This is a genomic window from Actinophytocola sp. (assembly GCF_045807065.1).
Taxonomy (GTDB): domain Bacteria; phylum Actinomycetota; class Actinomycetes; order Mycobacteriales; family Pseudonocardiaceae; genus Actinophytocola.
This window is the reverse complement of record NZ_JBJMIE010000714.1, coordinates 1-4712: the sequence shown is the minus strand read 5'-3', so window position 1 is coordinate 4712 and position 4712 is coordinate 1. Positions and strand designations below refer to the sequence as shown.

7 protein-coding genes are annotated in these 4712 nt (G+C 67.4%); 2 read left to right on the top strand and 5 right to left on the bottom strand.

The genetic code is table 11. The annotated features are described in order from the left end of the window. From ACJ73U_RS42175 to ACJ73U_RS42160, 4 genes are all read right to left on the bottom strand, one after another. The coding region (locus ACJ73U_RS42175) for a DUF4433 domain-containing protein (RefSeq protein WP_407783397.1) at nt 1-454 on the bottom strand (454 nt) is incomplete at its 3' end. Between the two features lie 700 nt (nt 455-1154). Next, nucleotides 1155-1853 carry an SRPBCC domain-containing protein gene (locus ACJ73U_RS42170; protein ID WP_407783396.1) on the bottom strand — a complete coding sequence of 233 codons (699 nt, stop codon included), beginning with the start codon at nt 1851-1853 and terminating at the stop codon, nt 1155-1157. Nucleotides 1854-1925: 72 nt separating this feature from the next. After that, nucleotides 1926-2171 (bottom strand): DUF6289 family protein, encoded by a 246-nt coding sequence (locus tag ACJ73U_RS42165; RefSeq protein ID WP_407783395.1) that lies wholly within the window; start codon nt 2169-2171, stop codon nt 1926-1928. Nucleotides 2172-2234: 63 nt separating this feature from the next. Further along, on the bottom strand, nt 2235-2789 hold the full coding sequence (locus ACJ73U_RS42160) for a DUF6506 family protein (RefSeq protein ID WP_407783394.1): 555 nt from the start codon (nt 2787-2789) through the stop codon (nt 2235-2237). A gap of 33 nt (nt 2790-2822) precedes the next feature. On the opposite strand from ACJ73U_RS42160, the gene ACJ73U_RS42155 reads away from it, so the two are divergent. Continuing rightward, nucleotides 2823-3353, top strand: a complete 531-nt coding sequence (locus ACJ73U_RS42155) for a DUF2020 domain-containing protein (protein WP_407783393.1) — start codon at nt 2823-2825, stop codon at nt 3351-3353. 49 nt (nt 3354-3402) lie between these two features. Here the strand turns inward: ACJ73U_RS42155 and ACJ73U_RS42150 are convergent, their stop codons facing one another. Further along, entirely contained in the window at nt 3403-4056 is a 654-nt protein-coding gene (locus ACJ73U_RS42150) for a hypothetical protein (RefSeq protein WP_407783392.1), read from the bottom strand. Nucleotides 4057-4137: 81 nt separating this feature from the next. Between ACJ73U_RS42150 and ACJ73U_RS42145 the strand changes: the two genes are divergently transcribed. Further along, complete coding sequence (locus ACJ73U_RS42145) at nt 4138-4692, top strand: peptidylprolyl isomerase (protein WP_407783391.1); 555 nt, start codon at nt 4138-4140, stop codon at nt 4690-4692. Nucleotides 4693-4712: the final 20 nt, after the last annotated feature.

The window sequence follows — 4712 nt, the reverse complement described above, 5'->3', positions numbered from 1 at the left end:
GTAATCGGTCGCCGTCTTCGTCCGTGTTGCGCCATATCCTCTCGGTCATCAATGGCCAATCGATAGCCCGAGTAAGTTCGTTCCAATCGTTGTAGTGATCGGTCATTGCTGCTGCGCAGTTCCCGTCACTTCCCACCCATGTGAGGCCGTTGGATAGAACAGTCTCTACCGACGAAACTAGGTAAACAAGGCTCGCCTGACCACGCTGATACCCCGGAACGCCGCCCTTCCAGATCCTGTACAACATTGGCGACCGTGGTGCGTAATAGAATGGGACATAGTCGCCGACCAAGCCGAATGGGCTAACGCGGATTGGGATGGTTCTGCGTCTGTGTTTGATGGACGTGTCTGCGCACTCGAAAGCCGGCCCACCTACCGCCCTGATCATGCTGTCGGCGAGCAGGGCGCCCCTTGCGACGATGCCGGGAAGGTTGTCCATGTCCGTGAAGTGCATGATCCACACGGGACTAGTGCTTGGCCTGCTCAACTCGGCACCTCCCTTCGAGACCCTATGACTGCGCGATCATCGCACATACGTACGACAATAATTGCGATCAGGAGATCGGAGGCGTGTCATGTCTCCGATTGGGTACCAGGTCCTACCCGGCCGGTGTACCAGCGATAGCTGTGATCACGCTGAGTTCCGCGCAACACTCGCTGATTACCTCTGTCGGATCCGCTGTTGCTGTCGCGGTTCGTGGGCTGCTGGACTTGGCGCTATGGCATCGAGGCGGGCGCGCAAGCGCGCCGCACCAGCCGGACCGCCTGCCGCTCCGCTCACGGCCGCCGGGCGTCAACCCGCCATGACCTCGGCGGCTACCTGTTGGAAGGCGCGTAAGACCGCCGGACAACTAGTGCTCTTTGACGGCGTCGAGTTGGCGATCTGCACGAAGGCACAACTCAGCGTGGTGCCCCCGTCGTAGCCTTCACGTGCCCGGAGGAGGGGGAAGCCGCGGGGAATCACGGCCAAGATCCGTCAGAGTCTCACTCAGCGCCGAGCGGGGGAGAAATCAAAGTTGCTCCGCGTAACAGCAAGCACCCTTGCAAGGCAGGTCAGGGTTCGATTCCCCTCGTCTCCACTAGGACGGGCGTCCAGCCGCTGGCCATCAGAGCCGCTGCCGTCCACGGTCCGCAGCGGCTGACAGTCATGTCGTTCACGACCGGGTGCTACCGCTGTAGGACTGTAGGAATCGCTTCCACGTGGTGGCCGTCGGCTCGGTGTCGTCGGTGAACAGGTGCATGGCGACGCCCACGGGCAGGCCCCACGTGTCCCGGCCGAAGAACCGGTACAGCGCGTCCGCTGTCCGTACCCCCAGGAACGGACCTGTCGCGTAGTCGACGACACCCACCGGCGCGAGGGTGACCTCGTCGCCGACCGTGGCGGTCGACGGGATACCGAGCGACTCCCGCAGTGAGGCGAAGCTGCCCGGCGCGTCGGTCGCGACGTAGACGGCGTCGCGGCCGGGGAAGTGGCGCAGGTACTCGCCGAGTGAGTGGTAGTACAGGCGGGTGTGCTGCTGGCACATGTCGAGGTCCTGGTCGTACCGCTCCTCCGCGAAGGCGCCCTGGTGGGTGAACGTCAGGTGCGTCCCGGTGCCGCTCGGTTCGAGGCGGTAGTCGAGCTGGTTGAAGAACCCGCCGTCGCCGTCCAGGCGGGTGGTGAGGTGCTTGCCTGGCTCCCACACCGTCACCACGCCGCCGGCCTGGGTGAGGCCGGTCTCCGCGCCGCCGACCCGCGGCTCGTACTGGATCTTCCAGTACCAACCGGCCGTGTGGACCGTGAACGCGTCCCAGACCTCCGTCGGGGTACCGGTCAGGTCACCTTCCCAGCGGACCTCGAACTGCTTCGCCACGATCGCTCCTCACGCTCCGGATGTCCTTCTCACCGGGGCGTCGGTCGAGGAGCGGCGAGATCGACAACGGGATCACTGGCATGCGGACTGGACCGTCACCACGTAGGTCGTCGTCTCGCCCCAGGTGGTCGTCGTGCCGTCGCAGAAGCGGGTGTAGCCGCCTACCACGTCGTCGTGGGCGGCGTTCGAGTAGTAGAAGCGGTCGCACTGGTAGCCCGCCTTGCACGCGGGGATGGCCGATGCCGGACCCGCCACCAGCAACGGCGCGGCGACCAGCGCGGACACGAGCGTGGCGGTACTGACAACCCTGCGGATCACGGGACGCCTCCTCGAGCTCAATGTGATTTCTTCTCACATTAATCGAGGGAACACTGTTCGCAATCAACCGTTCGGGCTCTGTGACGACATCTGCGACAGCGCCGCCGCGAAGCGCGTTCGGTACGCCACGGCGGACGGCAGCGACTCGACGCCGAACAGCACCGTCGTCACCGGCACGTCGACCGCCGCCGCCACCTCCGCCGCAATCAGCGGGCCCATGCCGCCGCAGAGCTCCACCCGCTCCGCCCCGGCGGCCACCAGTGACACCGCCACCTCCGGCGCGGCGGTCACCGACGGCACCGTGGCGACCGTGGTCGCGCCGAACGTCCAGCGCGCCGCGACCGGGTCCTCGAACAGCACCGCGGCCGCCACCGGTGGCATCGCGAGCCCGGGGAACCCCACCGGTACGCCCGGCCTCGACACCGCTGCGGCCGTGTCGAGGCCCAGGCCCCCGTACAGCTCGATCAGGTGCACCTCCCCGAAGGACGACACCACCGAGACCGCGGCTGGACCCGAGGGGACCGGGACGATGGTCGTCTCCGACAGGGCGTCCGCGTGCACCACGCGGTCGGCAGGGTCGGCGCCGGGCACCAGCACCAGGAACAGGTTGCGGAACACGTCAAACCCCCTGTGTGGTTCACTCAGCACCCTATGAAACGCGCTCTCCTGCTCGCTCCCCTGCTGCTGGTCGCGCTCGCCGGCTGCACGGAGGAGACGGACGACCCGACCGTCGTCGCGACCACGCCGACGTCCACGGCGAGCCCCACCGAGGCCGCGCTGCCGCCGGAGCCGCAGCCGACCGCCGCCGGGCCCTGCCCGTACCTCGACGAGGACTACGTCGCGGACACGAACGGCCAGCACGTCGGCAAGGTGCAGACCTCGGCCGACCAGCCGCCGGCGTGCTTCTTCTACCGGCCGGACGGCTCGGTGCAGCTGACGGTCCGCGTGTACCGGGGTGACGCCAACGTCGCGAAGGCGCTCGTCGACGCCGCCGCGCCCGTGACCACGTCCAACCCGGCCGAGTTGCCCGGCGGTTGGAAGGGCGGCGCGGAGTCCAAGGACAGCGGCGCGGTGTACGCGGTCGCCAAGGACTCGTCCGCCGTGGTCGTCTCCACCAACCAGGAGCAGACGATCAAGGCCAAGGAGATCGCCAAGCAGGCGATCACCGCGCTCGGGCTGTGAACGATCTCGGCCCCGCCGGCGTGTACCGGCGGGGCCGAGACCTGAACACCTAGCTCTTCGTGCTGGACTTCTGCGCCTGACCGTTGTTCTGTGACGCGTCGGCCGTCTCGGGCGTCGCCGGCTCGGCCGGCGGCGTGGGCGGCACCGGGTCCTCCTGCTGTGCGGCCTTGCTGCGTACGACGGCCGCGACGCCGCCCGCGATGATCACGAGCAGCAGCAGCTTCGGCCAGCGGCGCTTGCGCTTCTTCCCGGCCAGCGCCGCCGCCTCGTCCTGCAGCCGGCCCTTCAGCTTCTTCGTCTCCACCTTCGCGGAAGCCCTCAGCTTCTTCGCGTCGGCCTTGATCTGCTTGGCCGACTTGGCCGCCTTGCTCTTCGTGGCGCTCCTGCGGGCCTGCTTCGCTGCCTTGGCCAGGTCCTTGCGCGTGTGCTTGGCCTTCTTCGCCAGCTTGCGCCGGGCACGCCGGGTGGTCTTGGCGACCTCCTGGCGAGCGACCTCGGCGCTCTCGGCCAACGCCTCGGCGAGCTGCCGCGGCGCTACTCCACGCTCGGAGAGCTTGGCCTCGGCGCTCAGCGCCGCGCGCGATGTCGCGTCGACACCTGCCTGACCAGCGCGCTTCGCGCTACGACGAGCCGCGAGCCAACCTGAGCTGACGGCCTTGCCGACCGTCTCTCCGGCCCGGGTCATGGCCTTCACATCGTCCATAGTCTGCTCCAGGGTGGCTAGTCCGACAGTTCTATCCTGCCCCTTCCGGACGGATCCTGCTCAAGATGGCACGATGACCGGGTGGCAGAAAGCAACGAGTCCCTCGTCGGGGTCAAGGTATCGGCAACCCTGCATACCTCGAAGGGCGACATCCGGATCAACCTCTTCCCTGATCAGGCGCCCAAGACCGTGGCGAACTTCGTCGGTCTCGCCGAGGGCACCAGGGAGTACGGCCCGCGCAACTCGAAGGGCGGCACCTCCGGCCCCTACTACGACGGCATGATCTTCCACCGGGTCATCGACGGCTTCATGATCCAGACCGGCGACCCGACCGGCACCGGCCGCGGTGGTCCCGGCTACGAGTTCGCCGACGAGTTCCACCCGGAGCTGCAGTTCAACAAGCCGTACCTGCTCGGCATGGCCAACCCCGGCCGCCGCGACGCGAACGGCTCGCAGTTCTTCATCACGGTGGCGCCGACGACGTGGCTGAACTTCAAGCACACGATCTTCGGTGAGGTGGCGGACCAGGAGTCGCGTAACGTGGTTGACACGATCGCGACGACGAAGACGGCGCCCCCGCACGACAAGCCCCTGGAAGACATCGTCGTGGAGCGGGTCACCGTCGAGCGGGGGTAGCACTCGGTGCCCGTGAACAG

Excerpts from the sequence above, each read along its gene's own strand:
- ACJ73U_RS42155 (WP_407783393.1), top strand. The coding sequence starts at position 2,823 with ATGAAACGCGCTCTCCTGCTCGCTCCCCTGCTGCTGGTCGCGCTCGCC.
- ACJ73U_RS42150 (WP_407783392.1), bottom strand. The coding sequence starts at position 4,056 with ATGGACGATGTGAAGGCCATGACCCGGGCCGGAGAGACGGTCGGCAAG.